27 protein-coding genes, 1 tRNA gene and 2 riboswitches are annotated in these 24015 nt (G+C 47.2%); of the genes, 9 read left to right on the top strand and 19 right to left on the bottom strand.

Features of this window, described 5'->3' with window-relative positions; genetic code table 11:
• Positions 1-35 precede the first annotated feature (35 nt).
• The gene (locus ACQCVH_RS02565) at positions 36-416 is read left to right on the top strand and encodes an SA1362 family protein (protein ID WP_426834305.1); all 381 of its coding nucleotides are present in this window, start codon (positions 36-38) and stop codon (positions 414-416) included.
• A gap of 91 nt (positions 417-507) precedes the next feature.
• Here ACQCVH_RS02565 and ACQCVH_RS02560 read toward each other — a convergent pair whose 3' ends face one another.
• The 4 genes from ACQCVH_RS02560 to ACQCVH_RS02545 all read right to left on the bottom strand — a co-directional run bounded on the left by ACQCVH_RS02560 (position 508) and on the right by ACQCVH_RS02545 (position 6745).
• Positions 508-1395, bottom strand: a complete 888-nt coding sequence (locus tag ACQCVH_RS02560; RefSeq protein ID WP_426834304.1) for a patatin-like phospholipase family protein — start codon at positions 1393-1395, stop codon at positions 508-510.
• Positions 1396-1497: 102 nt separating this feature from the next.
• A complete protein-coding gene (gene splB / locus ACQCVH_RS02555) occupies positions 1498-2526 on the bottom strand; it encodes a spore photoproduct lyase (protein WP_426834303.1) in 1029 nt (342 codons plus the stop codon).
• A gap of 354 nt (positions 2527-2880) precedes the next feature.
• Positions 2881-5430: a vitamin B12-dependent ribonucleotide reductase gene (locus ACQCVH_RS02550; RefSeq protein WP_426834302.1), complete on the bottom strand. Its 2550-nt coding sequence runs from the start codon at positions 5428-5430 to the stop codon at positions 2881-2883.
• A 478-nt stretch (positions 5431-5908) separates the two neighbouring features.
• The gene (locus tag ACQCVH_RS02545; RefSeq protein WP_426834301.1) at positions 5909-6745 is read right to left on the bottom strand and encodes a lipoate--protein ligase family protein; all 837 of its coding nucleotides are present in this window, start codon (positions 6743-6745) and stop codon (positions 5909-5911) included.
• A gap of 240 nt (positions 6746-6985) precedes the next feature.
• On the opposite strand from ACQCVH_RS02545, the gene ACQCVH_RS02540 reads away from it, so the two are divergent.
• The gene (locus ACQCVH_RS02540) at positions 6986-7369 is read left to right on the top strand and encodes a rhodanese-like domain-containing protein (RefSeq protein WP_224899156.1); all 384 of its coding nucleotides are present in this window, start codon (positions 6986-6988) and stop codon (positions 7367-7369) included.
• 140 nt (positions 7370-7509) lie between these two features.
• On the opposite strand, the gene gcvPB is transcribed toward ACQCVH_RS02540, so the two are convergent.
• From gcvPB to gcvT, 3 genes are read right to left on the bottom strand one after another with little or no spacing between them, the layout of a single operon-like run.
• Positions 7510-8973, bottom strand: coding sequence for an aminomethyl-transferring glycine dehydrogenase subunit GcvPB (gcvPB, locus tag ACQCVH_RS02535; protein ID WP_426834300.1), 1464 nt, complete (start codon positions 8971-8973; stop codon positions 7510-7512).
• Entirely contained in the window at positions 8966-10312 is a 1347-nt protein-coding gene (gene gcvPA / locus ACQCVH_RS02530; protein ID WP_426834299.1) for an aminomethyl-transferring glycine dehydrogenase subunit GcvPA, read from the bottom strand. Before gcvPA ends, gcvPB begins: the two co-directional genes overlap by 8 nt.
• A 14-nt stretch (positions 10313-10326) precedes the next feature.
• Complete coding sequence (gcvT, locus tag ACQCVH_RS02525; RefSeq protein ID WP_426834298.1) at positions 10327-11433, bottom strand: glycine cleavage system aminomethyltransferase GcvT; 1107 nt, start codon at positions 11431-11433, stop codon at positions 10327-10329.
• A gap of 117 nt (positions 11434-11550) precedes the next feature.
• Positions 11551-11628: riboswitch (glycine riboswitch) on the bottom strand.
• A gap of 3 nt (positions 11629-11631) precedes the next feature.
• A riboswitch (glycine riboswitch) is annotated at positions 11632-11719 on the bottom strand.
• A gap of 249 nt (positions 11720-11968) precedes the next feature.
• On the opposite strand from gcvT, the gene ACQCVH_RS02520 reads away from it, so the two are divergent.
• Positions 11969-13657 (top strand): DEAD/DEAH box helicase, encoded by a 1689-nt coding sequence (locus tag ACQCVH_RS02520; RefSeq protein WP_426834297.1) that lies wholly within the window; start codon positions 11969-11971, stop codon positions 13655-13657.
• Positions 13635-14429, top strand: a complete 795-nt coding sequence (locus tag ACQCVH_RS02515) for a YqhG family protein (protein ID WP_426834296.1) — start codon at positions 13635-13637, stop codon at positions 14427-14429. The genes ACQCVH_RS02520 and ACQCVH_RS02515 overlap by 23 nt, the downstream gene beginning before the upstream one ends.
• A gap of 288 nt (positions 14430-14717) precedes the next feature.
• Here the strand turns inward: ACQCVH_RS02515 and ACQCVH_RS02510 are convergent, their stop codons facing one another.
• Genes ACQCVH_RS02510 through comGA form a run of 9 tightly spaced genes read right to left on the bottom strand, consistent with a single transcriptional unit; the run spans position 14718 to position 19417 of the window.
• Positions 14718-14912 carry a YqzE family protein gene (locus ACQCVH_RS02510; protein ID WP_426834295.1) on the bottom strand — a complete coding sequence of 65 codons (195 nt, stop codon included), beginning with the start codon at positions 14910-14912 and terminating at the stop codon, positions 14718-14720.
• Between the two features lie 38 nt (positions 14913-14950).
• Positions 14951-15451, bottom strand: a complete 501-nt coding sequence (locus tag ACQCVH_RS02505) for a shikimate kinase (RefSeq protein WP_426834294.1) — start codon at positions 15449-15451, stop codon at positions 14951-14953.
• 15 nt (positions 15452-15466) lie between these two features.
• Positions 15467-15856: a competence type IV pilus minor pilin ComGG gene (comGG, locus tag ACQCVH_RS02500; RefSeq protein WP_426834293.1), complete on the bottom strand. Its 390-nt coding sequence runs from the start codon at positions 15854-15856 to the stop codon at positions 15467-15469.
• Positions 15843-16325, bottom strand: a complete 483-nt coding sequence (gene comGF / locus ACQCVH_RS02495) for a competence type IV pilus minor pilin ComGF (protein ID WP_426834292.1) — start codon at positions 16323-16325, stop codon at positions 15843-15845. The genes comGG and comGF overlap by 14 nt, the downstream gene beginning before the upstream one ends.
• A complete protein-coding gene (locus tag ACQCVH_RS02490; RefSeq protein ID WP_426834291.1) occupies positions 16270-16590 on the bottom strand; it encodes a phosphatase in 321 nt (106 codons plus the stop codon). The genes comGF and ACQCVH_RS02490 overlap by 56 nt, the downstream gene beginning before the upstream one ends.
• A complete protein-coding gene (comGD, locus tag ACQCVH_RS02485; protein ID WP_426834290.1) occupies positions 16577-17014 on the bottom strand; it encodes a competence type IV pilus minor pilin ComGD in 438 nt (145 codons plus the stop codon). The genes ACQCVH_RS02490 and comGD overlap by 14 nt, the downstream gene beginning before the upstream one ends.
• Positions 17007-17318 (bottom strand): competence type IV pilus major pilin ComGC, encoded by a 312-nt coding sequence (comGC, locus tag ACQCVH_RS02480; protein ID WP_426834289.1) that lies wholly within the window; start codon positions 17316-17318, stop codon positions 17007-17009. The genes comGD and comGC overlap by 8 nt, the downstream gene beginning before the upstream one ends.
• A 13-nt stretch (positions 17319-17331) precedes the next feature.
• A complete protein-coding gene (comGB, locus tag ACQCVH_RS02475; protein ID WP_426834288.1) occupies positions 17332-18363 on the bottom strand; it encodes a competence type IV pilus assembly protein ComGB in 1032 nt (343 codons plus the stop codon).
• A complete protein-coding gene (comGA, locus tag ACQCVH_RS02470; RefSeq protein ID WP_426834287.1) occupies positions 18350-19417 on the bottom strand; it encodes a competence type IV pilus ATPase ComGA in 1068 nt (355 codons plus the stop codon). The genes comGB and comGA overlap by 14 nt, the downstream gene beginning before the upstream one ends.
• Before the next feature lie 126 nt (positions 19418-19543).
• Here comGA and ACQCVH_RS02465 point away from each other — a divergent pair.
• A tRNA-Gln gene (locus ACQCVH_RS02465) sits at positions 19544-19615 on the top strand.
• Positions 19616-19667: 52 nt separating this feature from the next.
• On the opposite strand, the gene ACQCVH_RS02460 is transcribed toward ACQCVH_RS02465, so the two are convergent.
• Positions 19668-20048 (bottom strand): Spx/MgsR family RNA polymerase-binding regulatory protein, encoded by a 381-nt coding sequence (locus tag ACQCVH_RS02460; protein ID WP_224899111.1) that lies wholly within the window; start codon positions 20046-20048, stop codon positions 19668-19670.
• Positions 20049-20250: 202 nt separating this feature from the next.
• Between ACQCVH_RS02460 and ACQCVH_RS02455 the strand changes: the two genes are divergently transcribed.
• Both ACQCVH_RS02455 and ACQCVH_RS02450 read left to right on the top strand, forming a co-directional pair.
• Positions 20251-20952, top strand: coding sequence for a helix-turn-helix transcriptional regulator (locus tag ACQCVH_RS02455; RefSeq protein ID WP_426834286.1), 702 nt, complete (start codon positions 20251-20253; stop codon positions 20950-20952).
• An 84-nt stretch (positions 20953-21036) separates the two neighbouring features.
• Positions 21037-21282 (top strand): DUF2626 domain-containing protein, encoded by a 246-nt coding sequence (locus ACQCVH_RS02450; protein WP_009794909.1) that lies wholly within the window; start codon positions 21037-21039, stop codon positions 21280-21282.
• 133 nt (positions 21283-21415) lie between these two features.
• Here ACQCVH_RS02450 and ACQCVH_RS02445 read toward each other — a convergent pair whose 3' ends face one another.
• Positions 21416-22480 carry a class I SAM-dependent methyltransferase gene (locus ACQCVH_RS02445; RefSeq protein WP_426834285.1) on the bottom strand — a complete coding sequence of 355 codons (1065 nt, stop codon included), beginning with the start codon at positions 22478-22480 and terminating at the stop codon, positions 21416-21418.
• A gap of 27 nt (positions 22481-22507) precedes the next feature.
• On the bottom strand, positions 22508-23140 hold the full coding sequence (locus ACQCVH_RS02440; protein ID WP_426834284.1) for an MBL fold metallo-hydrolase: 633 nt from the start codon (positions 23138-23140) through the stop codon (positions 22508-22510).
• 114 nt (positions 23141-23254) lie between these two features.
• Between ACQCVH_RS02440 and ACQCVH_RS02435 the strand changes: the two genes are divergently transcribed.
• The gene (locus ACQCVH_RS02435) at positions 23255-23743 is read left to right on the top strand and encodes a hypothetical protein (RefSeq protein ID WP_426834283.1); all 489 of its coding nucleotides are present in this window, start codon (positions 23255-23257) and stop codon (positions 23741-23743) included.
• Positions 23744-23826: 83 nt separating this feature from the next.
• Positions 23827-24000, top strand: a complete 174-nt coding sequence (locus ACQCVH_RS02430) for a DUF2759 domain-containing protein (protein WP_009794905.1) — start codon at positions 23827-23829, stop codon at positions 23998-24000.
• Positions 24001-24015 lie beyond the last annotated feature (15 nt).

The following is a 24015-nucleotide window of genomic DNA, read 5'->3' as shown; positions in this document are numbered from 1 at the left end:
AAGCAAGTGAAAATGCTCATCATGCTCATAGGGAGGTGGCTTTTTTGAATAACCGGACTTCATTGTATATTGTTGCCGGCCTCATCGGCCTCGCAATAATCGGAATAATAGGCAGATTGGTAAACGACCCTGCCGGTTTTTTGCAGAGCATAGCCGTAATAGCCCTCATTGGTGCTGCCGTATATTTTCTGTTTCGCCGTTTCTACAAAGCTGGCCCTATGAAAAAAGAGCAGCAGGCATTTGTTAAAGCAGCTAAGAAATCTAAAAGGAAATATCAGAAAGAACCTGCCAGCACCAGGAAGGCAAGTGTCGGTTCGCTCACATCCTTAAGGAAAACAAAAGCTCGCAAATCTCCATCTCATTTAACCGTCATTGACGGGAAAAAAGGCAAAAAAAAGAACCGGGCCACTCTCTGATGACCGGGGCTGTTATTTCAAGCTCATTGCCGGCTGTACACAGCCGGCCATTGGAAGGCACTGCCAATTTAGGCAGTGCTTTTTCATTCCCTCAGTATGTCCATAAAGAGAAGAACTTCCTCGCTGACCGCCTCCCAAGCTCCAGCAGCTCTTCTTTTCTTTCAGCGGTAAGGCCAAATTCTGTAGAGACGATGCCTTCTGTCGGAACAAAGATGATATTTTTTGCGTGCTTCCGGGAAATATAGCGTGCGTCATGGGCATCCTTCATTGTCTCAAAGAGTGCCTCATACAGCTGGATCGCATTATTGATTTTATTTTTCTCCCTGTTCAAGACATCATGGCTCAGCTTGATCCCAAGTACTGGCCGGACCTTTTTAACATTTTCCTTATCAAAAAGCCACATCGGAAAATTGCTCAGCACTCCTCCATCAACTAAGAGACTTGTTTCCCCTTCAAATGACTTCAGTTTGACCGGTTCAAAAAAATAAGGCAGACTGCAGCTCATCCGGATAGCCTTCGCTACTGAGAATCGGCCAGGGTCGACCCCATAGCTCATTAAATCATCCGGAAGTACGACAAGCCGGCCGTTCGTCAGATCTGATGCAATAACCCTGAGCTTCTGGGGTGCAAGATCGCCAAATGTACGGATCCCCCTTGCGGCAAGCTTTTCTGCAATCCACTTCTCCAGCTCGTTTCCCTTGTACAATCCAAGGCGCCAATACAAAAGCAGCCACTTAGCTGCCGAAAAAGGCAGCAGTGTCCTCCTGGCATCCAGCAGCTTCTTCAAATCAAGTTCATTCATCAGCTCAAACAATTCCCTGCTTGTGTATCCTGCAGCAGAAAGTCCGGCCACAATGGAGCCAGCGCTCGTGCCGGCCACCCTTTCAAAGCGGAATCCTTTCTCCTCAATGACCTCCAAAGCACCGATCAGCGCAAAGCCTTTAATGCCGCCGCCTGAAAAAACGCCGTCTATATACATGCAAGCCACTCCCGTCGATGATACCTGCTTGATACATCTTTAATCGGGCAGCTGCAAAAATAGTACGGCGGACAAATTAATTATTCAGGATAAAATATCAGATTACGTAAAATACTGGACTTCTGCTTCTGGAAAAAAGGAGTGGACATAGCTTCGAATGGTTTCTTCCATTTCCTTTGCTTCATCATTCTGGTATACATATTTTCCTATTCCGTAGCGGCCCCACTTATATTTCCGCTTTTCCTCATCCATTTCAAGCTTTGTTTTCGGATAGCGTTTTTCAATGACCTTCTTGGCAGGCTTTGTGAAACGGTGCTGAATAAGTTCAAAAGTGAGATCTTTCAGTTCTATGCCATCGAGCGACTGCTTCAGCCTTTCAAAAAGCTCATAATAGCCTTCCTTCCAGTTTTCATGAAGATAGATCGGCGCAACGATAAAGCCTAATGGATATCCTGCCCCTGCAACCTTCCTGGCCGCTTCGAGCCGTTCATCGAAAGTGGATGTGCCTGGTTCAAAATTCTTGATCACATATCGCGAATTGACGCTGAAACGGAATCTTGTTTTGCCGTTATGCCTGGCATCGAGCAGATGGTCAACATGATGGTACTTAGTTACAAAGCGGAGTCTTCCATACTCTGTACCGCCAATGAATTCAATTGTCTTTTTCAATGAGTGTGTTAAATGGTCCAGCCCTACAATATCCGAGGTACAGGCAGCTTCAAATCGGGTGACTTCAGGCGCCCGCTCCTCCATATATTTTTCAGCCTGGGCAAAGATATCCTCAAGGTTTACATATGTGCGGATATACGGCTTGCTCCCAAGGGTTGTCTGCAGATAGCAGTAATGGCAATGCCCCATGCATCCAGTTGCCAGCGGGATTGCATACTCAGCAGACGGCTTGGACGTATCAAATTTTAGCGTTCTCCTGATTCCTACTACGAGTGTAGATTTTGCATTCCGATACTGCTGAAGCTCATTATTCCCCGGTATGCCGCGCACCTGGTTATGGGAAGTGGTTTCGCGTATTTCAATGCCAAGCTCCTCAAATTTTTCCTTCAGCTCCTTCCCCAAAGGATACTCGAGTGCTTTCGGTTCAATATATACAAGCTGCGGCATGAATGGTTTCATCATTATAACCCCGTTTCTATTTTTGCTTGCCTGCCGGCATGTCGCCGGCACTTTTTTATCAAGATAAGAAAGTATATATTTTTTCTAATTTGATCACTGTCTAGCAGCTGCGCCTACCCCCTCGAGGTCACAAGCCAATCCTCCAAGGCAAAGAACGCCTTTCTGGGAGGATTGTCTTGAGGTCCCCAGGATGGGGGTTATGCAGACGTTGCCACAGGACGTGGCGTTCTTAGTCTGCGTTCCTTTGGGTGACCAGGGCGGTTGCGCTTTTCTAATAGTATGAGCCTTTTTGGGAAGAAACCGAAAAAAAGAGGACGGAAAAATTTTTCCATCCTCTTTTTACTGTTTATGAAAATTTTACAAGCCGCATTTCAATTGGGCATTACAGTTTGTGCAGGTATTGCAGCCGCCGATTTCTTTTACCTTGCCCTGTCGGCATACCGGGCAGGTGTTGCCTACTTCTGAACCGATAGTTACATCTGTCGATCTGAGGTCACTGATTGTGTCAACCAGCACAACACGCTGCTTCGGCTTTTCTTCTTTAGCTTCTTCCTCATCAAAGGTGTTTTCTTCCGCTTTTAGCGTAAGGACCTGCGAGTCGCGGGAACCGTCGACATATACTGTTCCGCCTTTCGCTCCGCCGCGGTACAGGCGTTCATACACAGCTTCCACCTGTTCAACGCTATAGCCCTTCGGTGCATTGACCGTCTTGCTTATAGAACTGTCAATCCAGCGCTGGATGACACATTGAACATCGGCATGTGCTTCAGGGGAAAGCTCCATAGCGGAAATAAACCATTCCGGCAGGTTCTCAGGATCTGCATCAGGGTTGCGGTCCAGATACTCTTGTACGATATCTGCCTTCACCTCAATGAACTTTCCTAATCGGCCGCTCCTGAAATATGAGAAGGAGAAGTATGGTTCAAGCCCTGTTGAAACCCCGACCATGGTACCTGTAGATCCTGTCGGTGCGACAGTCAGCAGGTGGGAATTGCGGATTCCTTTTTCAAGGATGGACTGTCTCACATCTTCTGGCATTTTCTGCATAAATCCGGTTTCTGTGAAGTTCTGGCGGAGCCTGTTTGTTTCTTCTTCCGTCTCACCTGTCAGGAACGGGAAGCTGCCTTTTTCGCCGGCAAGCTCAACTGAAGCTTTATATGCTGTTACAGCAATCGTTTCAAATACTTTATCGATCAGTTCATTGCCTTTTTCTGAACCGTATTCAGTCTCACAGTAGATCAGCAGATCATGCAGTCCCATGACGCCAAGTCCAACACGGCGCTCTCCCAGAGCCTGCTTTTTGTTTTCTTCAAGGAAATATGGCGTAGCGTCAATGACGTTATCCTGCATGCGGACACCAACTTCAACAGTGCGGGCCAGCTTTTCAAAGTCGACTGTTTTGTTTTCCTTGTCAGCCATTTCAGCAAGATTGACAGCGGCAAGATTGCAGACAGAATATGGCGCCAGCGGCTGCTCTCCGCAAGGGTTCGTCGCTACTACCTTCTGTCCGTAGGCTTGTGCATTTGTCATATCATTCGCATTGTCGATGAAGAAAATGCCTGGCTCTGCGGAATATGTCGCACAGATATTGATCAGGTTCCAAAGCTCTTTTGCCTTGATTTTGCGGTAGGTGCGCACTTTATGGCCAAGCTTTTCCCATTCTCTGACATCGCCGATTTTATGCCATTCTTCATTGTAGATCTTCATAGTTTCGGCATCATATGACTCCACGTCAGGGAAGCGCAGCTCATATTCTTCATCTTTTTCGACTGCATCCATGAAGTCCTTTGTCAGGCACACTGAGATATTGGCGCCTGTCAGGAACTCCGGATTATGGACAGTATAATTGCCTCCGGCAGCAAGCTTATTTTCCGCATCTCTGATGATCTTCTCGTTGAAGCCGCCAAGTCCGGGGATTTGTTTATAATTGATGATTCCCTGATACATATTGGTCTCCTGCTCAGTCAGCGGAGTGAATTTCAGCTTTTCGCTTGCATACCGTTTAATTGTTTCATCCTGTGTGTTTTCAAGCAGGAAACGGAGGATGCGCGGGTTCTGCATTTTTGAGATGATGAATTCGATGATATCAGGATGCCAGTCGGTGAGCATAATCATTTGCGCACCTCTCCTTGAACCGCCCTGCTCAACCAGATGAGTCAGTTTCGCAATGTCATCAAGCCATGAAACCGAACCGGAAGATTTGCCGTTCACTCCGCGGGCCAGCGTGTTGCGCGGCCTTAACGTCGATCCGTTTGTTCCGACTCCGCCGCCCCTGCTCATGATTTCCATTACCTGCTTGCGATGCTCTGAAATCCCTTCGCGTGAATCCTGCACAAACGGCATGACATAGCAGTTAAAGTAAGTAACATCCGTATCCGCACCAGCGCCATAAAGCACCCTTCCGGCAGGGATAAAATTCAGGCTGACAAGCTCGTGGTAAAATTTCTCAAACCATTCTTTGCGCTTCTCTTCTGTTGCCTCTGCTGCTGCCAGGCCTGTCGCATTGCGCTTTGCAATCTGCTCATAATAGATTTCAAGCGGCTTTTCGATCACATCCAGCGATTTTGTGATCACCGGCTCATCCGGATTATCAAGAACGCCGCGGAATTCTTCCTCCACCAATACTCTGGCTGTCTTGTTCTCCCAGTCAATCTCCTGGATGAAGCCAAGGCCGCGGGCAGGGAATTTTGGATCTTCTTTGACAGTCAGGACGACGAAGTCCCCGTTTGCCAGAGTGATCTTTTCTGTATCCTTGAACGTATAGCGGTCCAGCATGACCAGACGCGAAACCCCTTTATGGGTGATTTTCATATCAGGGGTGATCGGATGCACCTGGGGGAATAGGCGGATATCCTGGTTTAATTGTTCGATGTTCACTTTTGCTTTTTGTCCTAGCACGACAGACATACACACAGCTCCTTCAATGTATCTTTCTATTTTTAATAGAAAGCCAAGCTTCTATTTGTTTTTTTGAATACCCTTAAGTTATCATATCCAAAACCTCAAAATCAATATATAGTATATAAAATATTTTCGACACCACTATATATTGTATCGGAGGTCAAATCAATTTAATTTTGTCAAACTCAGAAAAAACTAGATTTTAGAGATAAGAAGAGATATTGCCCGATTAATGACAGTAAACGATTATTTTCGGCAAATTTCGGGGTTTGCGTTTTGAGTATGAATCCCATGGAAAAATATTCATAAATTGGATGTGCGAAATTCCGCATCAAACAGAAAAAAAGCGACAGGGCCGCTTTTTTTCTGTTGGCTTTGTTAAACATTGTTATTGATTTTGGGCTCATTTCAGCTGTGCTGAAATGCGTGTGAAACTCTGTTTCACACGAATGAGCCCAAAATCAACGAGGTACACTAACACAGTCTATCTTTTAAAATTCCATTCATCGTTTTCATATCGGTCTTTTGCAATTTTGTTCACATATTCCATTTCTTCAGCGGAAAGCTCATAAGGTTCAAGCTGAATGTCAAGCCCTTCCTCAAAGCCCTTTCTGAAGGCTTCCTTGGCCTGTCCGATTGTGACTTTGTCCCGGCTCAGCTCGTTGATGGCAACGGCTTTGCTTTTGAACGCTCTCTGCATCCTTTCCTTCACACGGTCATTCGGATACTTGAACAGGCTGAAAAGCTTATCTTCATCAAGGTCGAGCAGGATGGATCCGTGCTGGAGTATGACACCCTTCTGCCTTGTCTGGGCACTTCCGGCAACCTTTCTTCCCTCGACAACAAGCTCATACCAGCTTGGTGCATCAAAGCAGACGGAAGAACGCGGATTCTTCAGCGACTCCCTCTCCTCGGCTGTCTTCGGGACAGCAAAATAGGCATCCATTCCAAGATTGTGGAACCCCTTAAGAATCCCTTCAGAGATCACCCGGTAGGCCTCGGTAACGGTTTTCGGCATTTCAGGATGGTCCTCTGAAACGATGACACTGTACGTAAGCTCATGCTCATGCAGGACGCCCCGTCCGCCTGTCGGACGGCGAACAAACCCCAGACCATGTTTTTGGACGGCGTCCATATCGATTTCCTTTTCCGCTTTTTGAAAATAGCCAATGGAAAGCGTTGCCGGATCCCATCCGTAGAAGCGGATGACAGGCGGAATCTTCCCCTCGCTGTTCCACTCGAGGAGTGCCTCATCCAAAGCCATATTGAAAGATGGGGAACCAAAGCCCGAATCAATAAATCTCCAAGTTTCTTTTGCCATATGTAACCCTCTTTTTCATGTTATGAGTCTTGCACATGTTTTCTAGTCTATCAAAATGGGCGGAAAAAACAAAGCAAACAGCCCTTTCCTAATATTTCAAAATCCCGTCTCGCCCGCTTTGTCTGCAGCAAATCCGAAAACGTGAGAAATACGTGAATTTTGCACGAATTCCTTTACTCACATGCCTGCCGGCTTATATAATAAAAGCTGGCGTAGCTATACGTGAAAGGAGAAGTCACATTGGATACACTTTATATTCTTTTAATCATTATCGGGGGCTTTGTTACCTATTCTGTCGTATCATGGCTCTATCAGCGCAAAGTCGTCAAGACCTTGACAGAGGATGAATTCCGCGCAGGATACCGGAAGGCCCAGCTGATTGATGTCCGGGAGCCGAATGAATTTGATGCCGGCCACATCCTGGGGTCCAGGAATATCCCGTTATCACAGATGAAAATGCGCATGAAGGAAATCCGCCCGGACAAGCCTGTATACCTGTACTGCCAAAGCGGAATGCGCAGCGGACGCGCAGCCCAGTTCTTATACCGCAGAGGCTATAAAGACCTCCACCAGCTGCAGGGCGGCTTCAAAAAATGGTCAGGCAAAATAAAAGCGAAGAAATAAGGGATGACTCCCTTCTATACATGAGTAAAAAAGGGTCCAGCCTTATGGCTGGACCCTTTTTCCGTGTGATCATATTAAACCATAATAAAGGGCGAAGCACAGCGCCAATGCCGTGTTTCGCCCTCCAATGCCAATCTGAACTAAGCTTCTTTCTTATACCGGAGGACCGGTTTTCTTGCAGCCAGGGTCTCATCCAGGCGGCCGATGACTGTTGTATGCGGCGCTTCCTGCACGATCTCAGGATTTTCCTCCGCTTCCTTGGCAATCTGGATCATTGCTTCAATGAAGCTGTCCAAAGTTTCTTTTGATTCTGTTTCAGTCGGCTCGATCATGATGCACTCCTCTACATTCAGCGGGAAGTAGATGGTAGGCGGATGATAGCCGAAATCGAGCAGGCGCTTCGCAATGTCAAGCGTTCTGACGCCAAGCTTTTTCTGGCGCTTTCCACTGAGTACAAACTCATGCTTGCAGTGCCTGTCGAATGGAAGATCATAGTATTCCGCCAGGCGCCTCATCATATAATTTGCATTCAGGACGGCGAATTCTGTTACATTTTTCAAGCCGTCCGGCCCCATTGTGCGAATATAAGTATAAGCGCGCACATTGATGCCGAAGTTTCCATAATACGGTTTGACCCTTCCAATCGATTGCGGACGGTCATAATCAAGGACAAATTCCTCACCGCGCTTAGCAACGATTGGTTTAGGCAGATATGGTATCAGGTCTTTCTTTACGCCGACCGGACCTGACCCGGGCCCTCCCCCTCCGTGAGGACCTGTGAATGTTTTATGGAGATTCAGATGGACAACATCGAATCCCATATCTCCAGGCCGCGCTTTGGAAAGGACCGCATTCAGGTTGGCACCGTCATAATAAAGCTTGCCGCCGGCACCGTGGACAATCTCTGCCATTTCAAGGATGTTTTCTTCAAACAGTCCAAGAGTGTTCGGATTCGTCAGCATCAGGGCAGCTGTATCGGATCCGACTACACGGCGAAGATCCTCAAGGTCCACAAGGCCATTTTCATTCGATTTAACGGTGACGGTTTCAAAGCCGGCGACCGTTGCTGATGCGGGATTGGTCCCATGCGCTGAGTCAGGGACGATGACCTTGGTCCTCTCTGTATCCCCGTTCGCTTCATGGAAGGCCCTGATCATCATCAATCCCGTCCATTCCCCATGTGCACCCGCAGCAGGCTGAAGTGTCACTTCGTCCATTCCGGTAATTTCAATCAGATGCTCCTGCAGGTCATACATAAGCTCCAATGCACCCTGCACTGAGCTTTCCTCCTGAAGAGGATGGATATGGGCAAAACCGTTGAAGCGTGCCACATTTTCATTGATCTTGGGATTGTATTTCATCGTGCACGATCCAAGCGGATAAAAGCCAGAATCCACACCATGATTTCTTTTGGACAAAGCGGTATAATGCCTCATGATGTCCAGTTCCGATACTTCCGGAAGCTCAGGCTCTTCTTCACGCAGATATCCTTCAGGCAGCAATTCAGCCAAATCCACTTCAGGTACATCCAGATCCGGAAGGCTGTAGCCTGTTCGGCCCGGCTTGCTTATTTCAAAAATCAGCGGCTGGTCTTGATTATGCATGGTAATCCCCCAATTCTTTAACAAAAGTATCGATTTCTTCTTTCGTGCGAAGCTCTGTCACGGCAACCAGCATATGGTTTTCCAGTGAAGGATAGCTTCTGCCGAGATCATAGCCGCCGATGATTTCTTTATCGAGCAGGCTCTTATTGATCTCCTTGACTGGTGCATTCAGCTTTACGACAAATTCATTAAAGATCGGGCCTTCGAAGGCAAGCTCGAAGCCGGCCTTCTTGAACTGATCCCTGGCATAGCGGGCTTTCTGCATATTCTGGACTGCAATATCCCTGACGCCCTTTTTGCCGAGGGCTGTCATGGCGACAGATGCAGCAAGAGCATTCAAAGCCTGGTTGGAGCATATATTGGAAGTCGCTTTATCACGGCGGATATGCTGTTCCCTTGCCTGAAGGGTAAGTACGAAGCCGCGGCGGCCTTCTTCATCGACCGTCTGCCCGACAAGGCGGCCCGGCACCTTTCTCATCAGTTTAGAGGTTACAGCAAAATAACCGCAATGAGGTCCCCCGAATGCCGTCGGGATTCCGAATGGCTGCGCATCGCCTGCCACAATATCAGCGCCGAACTTTCCTGGAGGCGTCAAAGCACCAAGGGAAAGCGGATTGCTTGATACGACGAACATGGACTTATGAGCGTGGATGACCTCCTCCAGCTCTTTAAGCGGCTCTATGCGGCCGAAGAAGTTAGGGTATTGGACAATGACTGCAGCTGTATCGCTGTCCATTTGTTCTTTCAGTGCATCCATATCTGTGATTCCGTCACTATGCGGGATTTCCACAACCTCAATATATTGCCCCTTGGCATAGCTCCTGACAACATCCTTCGATTCAGGATGTACAGCCTCAGAGATCAGGATTTTCTTGCGGCGCGTCTGGCCGGCTGACAGCATGGCTGCCTCAGCGAGGGCAGTCCCTCCGTCATACATGGAAGAGTTGGCTACATCCATGCCTGTCAGCTCGCAGATCATCGTCTGGAATTCAAAGATGGCCTGCAGCTCTCCCTGGGAAATCTCCGGCTGATACGGGGTATAGGCCGTATAGAATTCCGAGCGGGAAATGACGTGATCCACAATCACCGGCATATAATGATCATAAACACCGGCTCCGAGGAAGGAAGAATTGGACCTGAGGTCCGCATTCTTTCCTGCCAGCCTGGTAAGCTCCTTCAATAATGCCGTTTCCGGCTTTGCCGGTTTTATATTGTACTCTCCCTTAAACCTGACAGCTTCAGGTATATCACTGAACAGTTCGTCAATCGAACTTGCCCCGATCTTCTCAAGCATTTCCTTTTTGTCTGTTTCCGTCATAGGCAGATAGCGATGCGTCATGTTTTTCCCCTCCGTCACTTCTTATCTCTTTTATAAAAAGGTGTGGCAGCTACAGCAGCTTTCAGCCGTTTGCCGCGGATTTCAATTTCTACCTCATTGCCCAGCTCTGCATATTGGGTCTTGATCAGGGCAAGGCCGATGTTCTTCTTCAGGGTCGGTGATTGTGTACCTGTCGTCACTTCGCCGATCTGCTCACCATTCGCCAGCACCGGATAGCCGTGGCGCGGGATTCCCCTGTCAATCATTTCAATTCCGACCAGCTTTCTAGGCACACCGTTTTCTTTTTGCTGCTTAAGGACGGGCTTGCCGATGAAATCTGCTTCTTTATTAATCTTTACAGCAAAACCAATTCCGGCTTCAAGGGGGGTAATGTCAGGCGACAGCTCCTGCCCGTACAGCGCAAGGTTGGCTTCAAACCTTAGAGTGTCGCGGCAGCCAAGCCCGCAAGGCAGCACGCCTTCTTTTTTTCCGGCTTCAAGGATATTATTCCAGAGGCTTGCGGCATCACCCGAATGGCAGTAAATTTCGAATCCATCCTCACCCGTATAGCCGGTGCGGGAAACCAGCGCTTTTTTTCCATTCAGATCCACATCATTGCTGAATTTAAAAAAGCCTATTTCGCTTAAATCCTTTTCGCCTGCCAGCTTCTGGAGGATCACTTCAGCTGAAGGACCCTGCAAGGCAAGCTGGGCAGTCTGATCGGAAATATTTTTGATTTCAGCGCCCTCAATCAAATGATCTTCAAGCCACTGATAATCCTTTTCTATATTTGCCGCATTGACAACCAGCAGATAATGATCGTCCTCGAATTTATACACAAGCAAATCATCCACAGTGCCGCCGCTTTCATAGCACATCGCGGTATACTGTGCACCGCCGCTTTTCAGCCTGGAGATATCATTGGTCATCATTTTTTGCAGGAAATCCAGGCTGGCTTGCCCTTTCACTTCTATCTCGCCCATATGGGAAACATCGAACAGACCTGCTTTTGTTCTGACCGCTTCGTGCTCATCTTTGATGCCTGTGAACTGCACTGGCAGGTCCCAGCCGCCAAAATCGATGGTTTTTGCTCCAAGCTTCCGGTATTCCTCATATAATGGTGTTCGTTTTAGCTGCGACATTCACTTGTCCCCCTTGATCCAAATAATAAATACAAGATTGCTAACCATGAGGCTCTAGCGCCTGAAGGTTTTGGGCACGAAAAAAGGACAGAGCAATCCCCCGTTCCTAACGAGGGTCTCTGTCCTGGCACCTGAAAGTTTACCTTTTACCGGTTTTCCCCTTTGGTGGCTTCCTAAATGAAGCACTCTCCAGAGCCGCGTCCAACAAGGGTTCTTTTGCCTGAGAGATTCACATGAATGCTTGCTCCTTCGGCGCTGTATACACAGTCTCTCCCCTTATTCTCATCCGCATTTATAATTTTTTCCAATATGGCCATACTATTCAATGAAGAATCAGCAGCTTCACGCTGCAGATGGCCGTTCGGAGCCAAAATTTGTTTAATGACAAATTTCTAAACATTCAAAGCTATTATCATCCTACCATCCTATTTCAGATTGGGCAATATATAATTTGAGACGCTTCTTTTTACCTGCAAGACTCCCCGGATGGCTTTGCCCAGAGGGGCTTAACTACAAGCAAAGGAGCTGTTTTTCCATGCCAGTTCAGATCGATTTTGATTCTACATGGCAAACCGAGTTTCTATCAAGAATATCCAATGACGGACCATGGGGGAATTGGGAGCTTTACAGACTTGCAGCAGAGGTCGAGCAGCATACCATCATTCCCGAATTCAATGGCCTCCAGGCTCCCGGGCATTTGCCTGACCTGACGCCGCTCCCCCACCAGCTGGAAGTTGCCAGGCAGGTAGTTGAAAATATGAACGGAAAAGCGATACTGGCCGATGAGGTCGGGCTCGGAAAAACGATTGAAGCGGGACTCATTTTAAAAGAATATATGATCAGGGGTCTCGTGAAAAAAGTCCTTATCCTGGTTCCAGCCTCTCTTGTCACCCAGTGGGAAATCGAGCTGAACACAAAATTCTACATACCAGCAGTTGCCCAGCGCAAGGCTTATGTGTGGGAGCAGTGCGACGTAGTGGTCTCTTCCATTGATACAGCCAAAAGGAATCCGCATCGCGATATCATTTTCTCCCTTGATTATGATTTAATCATCATCGATGAAGCACATAAGCTGAAAAACAGCAAAACGAAAAACTATGAATTTGTCCAAAGCTTGAAAAAGAAATTCTGCCTGCTCCTAACTGCTACACCGATCCAGAACAGGATAAGCGAGATTTTCAACCTCGTTTCACTGTTAAAGCCAGGCCATTTGGGAAATGAAACAGCTTTTTACGAAAAATATAAAAAGGATTCACGCTCGCTTGATGACAATGCCCACCTGAAAGAGCTGGTCAATAAAGTGATGATCCGGAACAGGCGGGCTGATACCGGGATTGAATGGACAAAACGCCATGTAGAGACCATTCCGATTGAATTTACTGCGGAAGAAAGAGATCTGTACGAGTCTGTCACAGAATTGAGGGGAGAAGGAGATTGGGTCAATTCAAGCCAGTTCTCCGTCATGACCCTGCAGCGGGAGGCCTGCAGCAGCCGGGAGGCAGTCTTTTATACGCTCCGCAATATGGCTGCCCGCCAGGAAGCACCTTCCGATATGTTTCAAGAACAGATTCAGTTCCTGGTCAGCAAAGTGGAGAAGGTACAGAGAAATTCCAAAGCAGAAAAAGCACTCGAGCTCATCAAAGGCATCGACGACAAGGTCATCATTTTCACGGAATACAGGGCGACCCAGCTTTACCTTCAATGGTTTCTAAAGCAGCACGGCATCAGTTCAGTCCCCTTCAGGGGCGGCTTCAAGAGGGGAAAGAAGGATTGGATGAGAGAGCTGTTCAAGAACAATGTCCAGGTCCTGATTGCCACAGAGGCTGGGGGTGAAGGGATCAACCTCCAATTCTGCAACCATATTATCAATTATGACCTGCCATGGAACCCGATGCGCCTTGAACAGAGGATCGGAAGGATCCACCGTTTGGGCCAGGAAAAAGATGTGATGATTTATAATTTCGCAGTTAAAGATACTGTTGAAGAACATATCCTCAAACTGTTGTATGAGAAGATTCATCTGTTTGAAAAAGTCATCGGGGAGCTTGATGATATCCTCGCCAAGCTTGATTTCGGAAGCATTGAGGACCATCTGACAGATATTTTCGGAAGGTCGGCTTCAGAGGGAGAGATGAGAATCAAAATGGAGAACTTGAATAGCATGATTCAGCTTGCTGAAGAAATGAAGGAGGATGGCGCACATGCAGCAGCAGGAAATACGTAAATTCCTGGCACGCTATTTTACCGCAAACGGCTGTGATATTACTGAGGAGGGGCCAGGCTATATGACGGTCCAGCTGACCATTGAGCTTGATAAAGAGCTGATGAACCGTCCTTTCTACTGGCATTATCTCGAGAAAACCGGCGGCATTCCGAACCCGATGAAGCTGACGTTCATTACTAACCGGCAGCTTGCGCCTCCTGATTTAAAGGGGGAAACCATTCATTTCGGTTCTCCGCGCCTGCATCAGATATTTCAATCAGCACGGAGCCTTGCAGGCTACATCCGCCTGTACGAACAGCATACTTCCCCGCCGGGCAGGCAGACGCCTTTAAGGCCATGGCTTTGCATGAATGTAAGAATTTCTTATCAATGCGACAGGAAAAGAGATGTATTCAAATCGATCGGACTGCAGCTCCTCAATGGCCAAATGGTGGAAGACTTCCATGACCGCCTTCTCCAGCTGCAGCTAACACCAAAGATTCCCGACTATTCGTTTACATTGTCGCCTCTGATCATGCCAAAGAGCGGCATCAGCAGGATTGAAGGGTTCCTGAAGTCGCAGATTGATTCAGAGGAGCACGGATGGGCTGACGAGGCAAGGGAACGGTGGAAAAAGGATCTTGATCTTCTTGAACATTTTTATGAAGATATGGAAGAGCCGAACGAGACATATGAAAATGAAAAAGCCGCCCTGCAGGAGCAATATGAGCCAAAAGTTAATATCAGCATCGTGAATGGCGGGCTTTTCTATCTGACAGATGCGGCCGTTTAGGCTGAAACAGCATGGCTTTTACACATTTTCAATGCTTGTCCGGTATTCGCCGCTCCCCTTCTCCTGCTGCAGCATAAGCTGGTACAAGATAAGGGAGTATCTTAAGGCTGTACTTCCTCATCATCACCCCTTGATAGTTTCCAGTATATCTCTCTTTATCTCCCGAAAAAAAGAGAAGTGCAGGCCCGGCCCGCACTTCTCTTCTTTTATTACAAGCACTTTCATTGCCTGCTCCCGGGCTGGCATGCTTTCCTGATTTCTCAGGCAAGCCAGCTCATACAGCTTTTTCTACTGCCGTTTTGCCTCTTTTCTTTTTTTCAGCCCAGCCAGCAGTGCATATGGAATAATTCCGAACCATTTAAACAGGAACGGCTCTTTTTCATCCTTGCGGCTTTCCTTCTGTTTTTTCCGCTCATCCTTCGGCTGGTCCATATACTTCACGAAAGTCTGGGTGACATATTTCACATAATCATTGGTCTTCATCGTACACACCTCGCTTTAGTCAAAGTATGTCCCGGCCGTCAGCTTTTCAAACACAGCTCCGCTTCTGCAGCGATGGAACCAATTGTCCTCCCATCAGTCTCAATGATATGGTCGGCGGCTTCCTTATACAATGAAAGCCTCGATTGATAGAGAACTTTGACTTTCTGTTCAAGCCCGCCTTCGAGCAGCGGACGTGCCGTATCGGCAGCAAGCCTTTTAATGGTTTCCTCAGGCGAGGCATGCAGGAACAGGACAGTTCCTGTGTTTTTTAGAAGCTCGCGGTTTTCCTCCCTTAAGACGACACCGCCCCCTGTAGTGACGATAATATCCCTTGCCGACAATCGCTCGAGCATTTGCGTCTCCAGCTTCCGGAAATAATCCTCGCCTTTTTGGGCAAACATCTCCTTGATGCTAATACCTGCTTCCTTTTCTATTTCCTCATCCATATCAAAGACAGGCTTTCCAAGGGCCGAGGAAAGCTCTTTGCCGACAGTTGTCTTCCCCGCTCCCATAAAGCCGATTAAGTAGATTGTATTCATCAGGCGGATCTCCGTTCACTTTTTTTCTGTCCATTTTATCATTTTTCCGCGGTCTCTGTCATAAAAAGCATACGAAACGATCGGTGTCTGAGATCCTATAACCAAGGTAAAAGAGATTTCAAAGAGTGAGCCCGCCAGTTCTGTCATTGTATATGTCACAGTCCCTTCCTTAAAGGTAAAGCTGCCAGGCTGAAGGGTCTCTTCCTCCCCCATATCCGCCAGGTGCCTCTCAAGCCTTTTGACAGAGCTGAGCAAATAATAATCCTGTTTGAGAATTTGTTCTTTTTCGTTCAGTAACTTTGCTTCTGACACATTCTGTCCCAGCAGGATAAGAAGAAATAAGCATGAAGCCAGAAGAATGCTCAGAGACAAAGGAAAAGCAAACCCTTTTTCATTCCGGAGCATTCTGGTTCACCTCGATAAATGGCACAATCACTGTGTAAAACTTCTCCCCGCTGCGGCTTTGTGCTTCTACGAGCAGGCTCTTGCCCTGAAAGGAAAAAGAGGCGGCCTGGATATTCTGTAAAACCACTTCATGCCCTTTCCCGTTAACCCTCCTTCTGAGATTGCTGCCGTATTTTTCGAAGCTGACAGACTCGCCGCTCCCCGCGAGCGTAAGCCGCCCTTCATTTACTTGAATATTGCCGCTCATATGAACCTCTTTTTTCAGCTGTGCAGAAAAGATTTCCCATTCCATTCTTTGCAGCCTCATTTCTGAAGCATCCCCATCAGCCAGAAATCTGAGCGAAAGGGGGAGCAGGGAAGCTATGATGATGAAGATGCTGAAGCTGAAGAGCATCTCAGCCAGTGTAAAGCCGTTACTCTTTAAAATAAATGTCACAAATTTTTTCTTTTTGCCTGTTCTTTTTCTCATAATGAACACAAACCTCCACGGCCAGAGCAGCCAATTCCAATTCCTCTATGGGATAGGCTTCATGGTCAAGCATAGAAGGGGCTGATCCAGCAGCTTTCATCTGAAGATATTCATATAAGATCTGAGCCGCTTCAGAGCTTTTTCTGTGTTCCTCCGCCTGGTCTGACGCATGCAGGAACAGCGGAAACAGCACACAGGCTGAAACAAGCCAGGCAGACAGGCTGAGGATAAGCTCCGCAAGAAAGAAGCCTTCATTCTTTAACAATATAAAACCTTCCTTTCCCTATTAAAAACGTAATCCTGTATGTGTCCCCTCCGACTTCGGCATACATTGAACCGAAACTGCTTAAATTCCCGCTTGGAAGAAAACGGAAGGATAATTTCATTGTATCTTCGTATAGGGTGATATCCTCCTCATAGCTTCTGTCGATAATGGCGGCAGAATCGGGCGGGACGGCTATATAACGGTTTTCGTCCGGAAAAACATAAAAGGAAATGGTCTGCTGGCGGGTAATCGCGTACTGCTGTGCGAAAAAGAGGTCTGATTGAAGCTGAGACAAGAACAGCCTGCTTTCAAGCCGGCTTGCCTGAGGGCCGATATATGCAGCAGCCAAAGAAGAGATCAGAAGGAATATTGAGAAGACAAGCAGTGTTTCAACGAGTGTGAATCCCCTTTCCCCTTTAGCCATTATTCAGCTGTATGACCTCCCCATCCTCACTGATAGAGATGCTGCTGCCGTTCGGACAGGAAGTTTCGCCTTCTTTTAAATATCCCTCGCTAACAAGCTCCTCCATTCCTGAAGGATATTTTTTATGCTCTATCTCATATGACTGGACCTGGGCCTGGACCATCTTGATGAATGCTTCGCAGCCTTTGCTGTTGATCTTGGAATTATGCTTGGTGATATTCGGCACGGTTATGATGAGCAGCACAGAAATGACAAGCAGAACGATCATCATTTCTATAAGGGTAAAGCCTTTTTCGTTTTTCATTTGTTCCTCTCCTTTATAATCCATTTAGTAAATGAAACATGGGAAGCATCACGGCCAGGTACATGGATATCACGAGCGCGCCGATGAGGGAGAATAATACTGGCTGGACGATTTTGAGGCCTGCAGTGATCTTCTGCTCGAATGCCTCCATGCAGTGGATACTGTAGAACCTCAGCTCCTGTCCGAGCTTCCCGTTTCTCTCGCCATGGCGGATGATCCGGGGGAGATCTTCCTGAAAAAAAGGAAAGCCGGACAAAATATCATCCAGTTTCTCCCCTGTTCTAAGCCTGATTTTTAAGGATTCTCCCAGTTCACTGTAAAAAGGCTGCTGGGGATTTCGCTGGAATAAGAGAAGAGCTTCAGAGACTGAGAGCCCCCCTCCCAATAGATAGCCAAGCTGGGCCGTGAAATACTGGGTGTAAAACAGCCGGAGCAGAGGGCCGGCTGCAGGGAGCATGGCCAGGCGCCGTTTCTGGTCAATCTGGGGGAGATGCCTGAACTTAAAGCAATAATACATAAATGTGGCTGCTGTGATGGCAAGGAAGAGGACAGCAAAAATAGGGGCCGCGGCACCTGCAAGCATTACCGCTTCAGTAAAGAAATTGGTTTCTAAATCCATGGAAGAAAACAGAGAAGTAAATCTGGGGAGGAGAGTCTGATGCACAAAGAAAAAAAGAATAGATGTGGCTGACATCAGGAAAAGCGGATAATAGAGGATTTTTCTGAGGCTGCTGATATCCCTGCTTCTTCTTTCCATAATAGCGCTGCCGTCTATAAAGGCTTCTGCAAGACCGCCATGCTGCTCGGCAAAATAGACATAGCCGATTAAAGTGGGGTTGAACTTGAGGTTTGTGAGGATCCGGAAAAAAGGATGCCCCTCTTTCAAATCATTGAGACTATCTGAAATTGCGGTTTTTCTGTAATCAGGCAGATGATAGGCAAGGGATTCAATTGCTTCGCTGAGCGGGTAGCCCCTCTGCAGCAGTTCGCCTGTCCGTTTCAGGAACCCCGCCTGTTCATCCAGCGTCCATTTACGAGTCCTCATTATACACCCACCGATCCATTTCCGTCTTCTTGATATAACCAAGCGCAATTCCTTTGAGGATGGCATTCCTCAGAGTAGGATACTGATAGGGGCTCCCTTCCCCCCTGGCCTCCTTCATGACCGCAGAAAGGGCTTTGCCTGTTAATAGCTCAAATACACTCGCCCTTTTTCCCGCTGAGGCACCCTGGCAGTGCGGCGGGCAGGTGCCGCTGCAGTACGGGCATGACAGTTCCACGAGCCGCTGAGCTGTTACTGCTATCAGGGTCTGCTCAATCTCCTGCCATCCAATCCCGAACTCACTCAGCCGGTATATGGCACCCCTGGCATCCCGGGTGTGCATTGTACTCAGCACCAGATGGCCTGTCAGCGCAGCCCGTACGGCAATTTCCGCCGTCTCTGCATCGCGAATCTCACCGACCATAATGATGTCCGGATCATGCCTCAGGATGGCCTTCAGCCCTGATGCATATGACACTCCTGCTTTTTCATTTACCTGCACCTGAAGCACGAGGTCGCTGTCCTTCTCGATCGGGTCCTCAAGCGTGATGACATTTCTTTTGAATAACGATGAAGTTTCATGAAGGAGGGAATAAAGGGTCGTCGTTTTTCCGCTGCCGGTCGGACCGGTAAAGAGAACCAGTCCATGGGCATGCTTCAGCAGTGCCAGGAGCTTATTCGACATAGCCGGGAACAGGGAGATCTTTGAGATGTGGATATTGTCTTCCTGGGGAAGGATGCGGATGACCAGGCTTTCATGGCGGGAAGAAGGAAGGGTGGACAATCGGAGGCCGATCAGCTTCTGATCAATCTCCAGTGAATACGCGCCGCTTTGCGGCCTTCTGCGGTCGCCGATATCCATTGAAGCAGAGAACTTGAAATGGGAAATCAGCCTCTCACATTCATCGGTCGGCAGCACCTGCCGCGATAAGAGCCTGTCAGCGATCCTGAGCTGGACCAGAGTGTCATGCCTGCGCGGGAGGATGTGAATATCCGAGGCATTTCTCCTGACCGCATCACATACAATGCTGTCGGCCAATCTTTCAATTTTACTCAACCATATAACACCGCCTTTCTTTGGGATAATACTTATTTCGACAGAACCTGCAAATTTCCTCCTTATATTTTTATTTTTTTGCATAGGATCTCCGCTTTTCCATATACTATGATTACACAGCAGCAGTGGGCTATAGCCAAGCGGTAAGGCAACGGACTTTGACTCCGTCATGCGTTGGTTCGAATCCAGCTAGCCCAGTTTCAAGCGGCAGAAAAAGGGGAATCAGCATGGCTGATTCCCCTTTTCCTGTTCAGCTGCTCAGCTTCAGCGTTTCTTTCCTGCTGGCAATCCCTTTTAATGCATCGGGATTATAGCCGACGACCAGCTTCTTCCCGTCAGTCAGGATGGGCCTTCTCAGCAGCTTAGGCTCTTCCACGATCATTTTAACAACCTCTGACAGAGAGAGTTCATTCACATCGATGTTTAAATTTTTAAAGGTGCTGCTGCGGGTTGCCAGAACTTCATCCAGGCCTTCTGTTGTCAAAGACAGGATTTCAAGCAGCTCTTTGCTGGATGGTGTTTCACGGAACAGATGCCTTTCTGAAAAGTCAATTGAGTTTGCCTTGAGCCAGCTTTTGGTCTTTCGGCATGATGTACAGCTCGGGTAGGTGAAGAAAGTCAGTTCATTCATTTATATCCCTCACTTTTCTGGTTTTTAGTAGTTAGTTAGTTTGTTGTTAAATGAATTGTACATCATTTGTATAACCTTTGTACAGTAAATTACACCTGTTATTCTATACTTTTTTGTGAACTTTTTTCTAACATTCATTTTTCCCTTCTCTATTTCTGCTGCCGCTGTATTATAATGGAAGTGGTTGGGTGGAGGTGATGGAATGGATCAAATACTAAAGGTGACTAATGTGCTGGCTGATCCAACCCGCTATCATATTTATCAGTTCATAACAAAGAAGCACAAGGATGTCACTGTCCAGGAAATGGCTGAAAACTTCAGCATCCATGCAAATGTTGCCCGCCTGCATCTGTCAAAATTGGAAGATGCCGGTTTATTGGTTTCCGAATCAGGCAAGACGGGAAAAGGGGGAAGGCCAAGCAGGCACTATAAGCTCTCTGATGAATTGATACAGATGAATTTCCCATTCCGGGATTTCCAGCTGCTTGCAAGAATCAGCATTGAATCAATGATGGATCTTGGTGATGCCGGCAAAAAAGCCCTGAAGGAGACCGGAAGGAAATTTGGCAGAGAGCTTCTTATACAAGAATTGAACAGGCAGGGAAAAAAAGAGGAAGACCTTTCTTTTGATGAAAGATTCTTCATGTTAAAGGGTGCGGCCATGGCGGCTGGATTTTTCCCTGAGTTCAGCATGAATGCGGAAAAAAACAAAATATACTTCCAAATTTACAACTGCCCTTTTAAAGAGGTGGCAGCCAAGCATCCGGCCGCTGTGTGCGAAATGCACTTTGAATACCTGGAAGGAATGCTCGGTGCACTTTTTCCTTCGGCCGAACTGGCTGAAACGGAGAACATGATGAATAACTGCAAATCATGCTCATACTATGCAGCGGTTACAAAGTAACAGCAAAGAGTTGTTTACTTTTTAATAAGAATTACTTTATAATATGGTAGTGATTGAACTGCTTGCTTTAAAGGAGGGATACATATGGATCGCATGTACAGAGTATTGGGATTCTGGACGGGCATTTTTGCTGTCATGTTCTTCTTGGGGGACATGTATACAACGTCTCTAATCTTCTTCGGCCAAACAGGATTTTTCCTGCTTCTAAGCTATTTAAAGCTTTCCGAACGTATGTATATTTATATTTTTGGCGCTTATTTAACCGTTTTCTTTGTTGGCTTCACCTACTGGTCAACCTTTATGATGACCCCAGGAGCCGGAGGGCACTAATGTGCGCAAAAAAAAAGCGATGGATACCCATCGCTTTTTTTTATTTCAAGATAAAAAAGTATATTTTTTTAAACTTGATTTACTGTCCAGCAGCGTCTGCGTTCCTTAAGGGAGCAATGCGCTTGCGCTTTTCTTATCCTGCACCCAGCCCTTTCGTCTGCACGATGCTATGAAAGGCAGCACTCATCCCGGAAGGCATGATCAGCTGCCTGATCGCCCGGTTCCGCCTGCTGGCTGCAGAAAAGGGATCAGGATCATCATGATTTTGCAGAGCCCTCAGGATGCCGCAGGAAAGGAGGAATTCATCCTGCCTGTACTTTTCTTCAAACTTCAAGTCCCGCTTCTCTCCTTCACGGATAAAAGAATCGAAATGGACATGGCTGGTTATGTCCATTTTGCCGGGACTGCTTAAGAAATCCTCGATCAGCTTATGATTTGAATAGCCCCTTAAGCTTCCTCTTTTCCTGGCAGGCTCCATCAATTCTTCATCTGTATATCCATAATCCACAGTCAGGACAATCCCCTTCTGAAGCATTGCAGAAATGGAGGAAATCAATTCAATCATCCTTAGAGGGATCTCCAGGCGCTGATTTTCTTTTAACTTAAGACCGTTATCCCTTATGTAGGCAAGGACAGCAGAGTCCTCAAGGGGAACAGCTTCCTCCTTAAGCTTCCCGTTTTCCATTGCAACCATAATTTCCATCATGCTCCCCTGCTGTTTTTCGACCACTCTGACCGGCAGGGCATCGAATAATTCATTAGAAAAAATCAAACCGCAAAAAGGCATAATTTCCCCGAGCGAATCGATTTGCTGAACACGGGCTCCTAAAAGAGAGGACTGCAGGCATATATGATATGGGCTTTCTTCTTTGATAAAATAGGTGACAGGCTCCCCTGACAGTTTATTCCACTCGTCAATGAATGCTAAAGCAAAACGGCCGTCACCGGCCCCGATTTCACATACACAGGAAGGGAGCCCCCGCTCCTGTGTTTGGCGAAAATACCACATGGCAACAGCCCTTCCATAGATATCAGAAATATTTACTGTAGTGATGAAATCCCCATTGCGGCCGACTTTCGGCCCGGGAACCATATAATAGCCTTTGTTTTCGTCGTATAGTGCGATATCCATAAACTGCTCAGCCGTTATCCTTCCCGATGGGCTGCGGCTGATGATTTCAGTCAAAAGTTCCAGCACCCTTCATCCCCGCCTTTATGTAATAGCTCAGAATCCATTAAGGAATGGATTGGAGTCCATTTCCTGTCCGATATAAGTAGCAGGCCCGTGTCCTGACAGGACCAGGGTATCCTCCGGCAGAACCAGAAGCTTGTCGTGGATGCTCTTCAGCAGCTTTTCATGGTTTCCGCCGGTAAGGTCTGTCCTTCCTATGCTTCCGCTGAACAAAGCATCCCCTGAAGCTACCAGGCCGGACTCGGGGAAGTAGAATGAAACACTTCCAGGCGAATGGCCGGGCGTCTCAAGAATTTTGAATGAAAACGCGCCGATTTTCATTTCCTGATCTCCTGAAAGAAAATTCTCCGCAGGCTTGGCAGTGACCTTGCCCATCCTGAAAAACTGTGAGCCGTTCAGGGAAGGGTCACGCAGCCATGAAGCTTCCTTTTTATGAAGATAAGCAGGACAGCCGAATTCTTCCCTGATTTCATCCAATGCTCCAATATGATCAAAATGGGCATGCGTCAGCAGCACAGCAAGCGGCTTCAGCTTATTGCCTTTAATATATCCCGCCAGCTTTGCCGCCTCTCCGCCCGGATCTATGACCAGGCAGGTTCCATCCTCTCTTGAAAGAACATAGCTGTTTGTCTGAATCGGACCTAAAGGTATCTGTTTCCACTCCATTTAAAAAGCCTCCAGTTGAACATTTATTTACGTATATTTTACACTATTACTAATACCGACTAAAGCTGATTGCATACGGCTGTAAAAATAAACCTGGGGGTTGGGGGTGCTGAAATGAAGATTGTTTATGCGGCAGAGGCTTCAAGCCTTATAGAGGAATTGCCGGAGTTTGATTTACTGCTCAGAACTGAAACAAACCTGAAGGATACAGCAGGCACCATATATTTGTACGACTCTGCACAGGATAGGGAGACAGCGGTCTTTTTGCTGAAAGAAGGGCATCTGCTCGAAGACCAGCACTTCCTCATAAGCCTGGAAGATGCCATTATAGGGGAACATTTTGATGATTGCGGAACCATTTCTGAAAACGGGGGATACTATCTTTGGCTGGAGCTTGTTCTCCCATTTGCCATAACTGTCGGGGATCCGACCCAGCGGGAGATGGCCCTGCTGCAATTAGAAGAGCATCTGGCGGCATCCTCTTCCCCGGCATGCGGGCACGTTTATTTTATCGGGGTGCATCTGAAGGAGCTGGCTTCAGGGATTGCAAGGGCATACGACATAGAAGTGTCATTTTTAGACCTCGACAAATTGGGTATATAAAATATATAATAATAACGAATGTAAACCATTACTTACATACGGATTTTACTAATCTGATCATACGATAAAGGGGGCTTTTCAACATGGGCTTGGTCATTGTCTTTGCTTTAGTTTCTCTGCTGGCAGCATACGGCACCTTCTCTGCGCTTAAAAATAAGAATCTCCTAGGAATTGTGTTCGGGGGAGGCTCTTTTGCCGTTTTCGGCTGGTTTGCAGTTATGACTCTTATTCACCACGGTTTTCCGGCGGCGCACTAATGCATTGAAAAAAGC

Origin of the sequence: Bacillus infantis (assembly GCF_050107595.1) — a bacterium.
In the GTDB taxonomy this organism is placed as follows: domain Bacteria; phylum Bacillota; class Bacilli; order Bacillales; family Cytobacillaceae; genus Bacillus_AB; species Bacillus_AB infantis_C.
The sequence above is the reverse complement of the archived record's forward strand: the minus strand, read 5'-3'. Positions and strand labels throughout refer to the sequence as shown.